Annotated in this window: 1 protein-coding gene; it reads left to right on the plus strand. The window is 68.8% G+C overall.

Translation table 11 applies throughout. The features are described from left to right. A partial coding sequence (locus AC0L2F_RS35775; RefSeq protein ID WP_473251530.1) for a DUF1522 domain-containing protein occupies window positions 1-368 on the plus strand: 368 nt, incomplete at both ends.

Raw genomic sequence — 368 nt, forward strand, 5'->3', positions numbered from 1 at the left:
GCCGACGGCGACACGCTGACCGTGAACGGCAAGACCATCACCTTCCGCAGCGGCTCCGCTCCGGCTTCGACCGCGGTTGCGTCCGGCTCGGGCGTCAGCGGCAATCTCGTCACCGACGGCAGCGGCAACACCACTGTCTATCTCGGCACCGCGGGCACCCCGGCTGCGAACGTCAACGATCTGTTGACCGCAATCGATCTGGCCAGCGGCGTGAAGACGGTGTCGATCACCGCGGGTGCAGCGACGTTCGCCACCAGCGTCGGCCAGACCGCCTCAACCGCTGCCGGCGGCGCCGTCACGCTGAAGAGCTCGACGGGTGCGGATCTGAGCGTCACCGGCAAGGCCGACCTGCTCAAGGCTCTCGCCCT

The organism is Bradyrhizobium sp. Ken64, from assembly GCF_055807555.1.